Origin of the sequence: Streptomyces lancefieldiae (assembly GCF_031845825.1) — a bacterium.
Taxonomy (GTDB): Bacteria; Actinomycetota; Actinomycetes; order Streptomycetales; family Streptomycetaceae; genus Streptomyces; species Streptomyces lancefieldiae.
The window spans coordinates 1-437 of sequence record NZ_JAVRFH010000342.1; the positions used below are offsets into that span (position 1 = coordinate 1).

General features: G+C 73.7%; 1 protein-coding gene. It reads left to right on the forward strand.

What is annotated here, in order from left to right; all coding sequences use genetic code 11:
* Positions 1–437: TIM barrel protein (locus RM812_RS42435; RefSeq protein ID WP_311586383.1), on the forward strand; the 437-nt coding region annotated here is incomplete at both ends.

Below are 437 nucleotides of genomic sequence, written 5' to 3' on the forward strand. Positions count from 1 at the left end.
GGATCGAGACCCCCACCCCGCCGCAGGCGGAGCTCGACGCCCTCAAGAAGGCGCTCGACGACGCCGGCACCCAGCTGGTGGGGCTGAACTTCTACGCCGGACAGCTGCCCGGCCCCGACCGCGGCGCGCTCTCCGTGCCCGGTGAGGAGTCCGACCGCTTCCGCGCCAACATCGAGGTGGCGGCCGACTTCGCCGCCTCGGTCGGCTGCACGGCGCTCAACGCGCTGTACGGCAACCGCGTCGAGGGCGCCGACCCGCAGGTGCAGGACGCGCTCGCCCTGGAGAACCTGGTGCTGGCCGCCCGCGCGGCGGACCGCGTCGGGGCGATCCTCCTGGTCGAGACCCTCAACAAGCCGGAGTCGCCGCTCTATCCGCTGGTCAGCGCCCCGGCCGCGATCGAGGTCATCGACAAGGTCAACGCGGCGACGGGCCTGGGG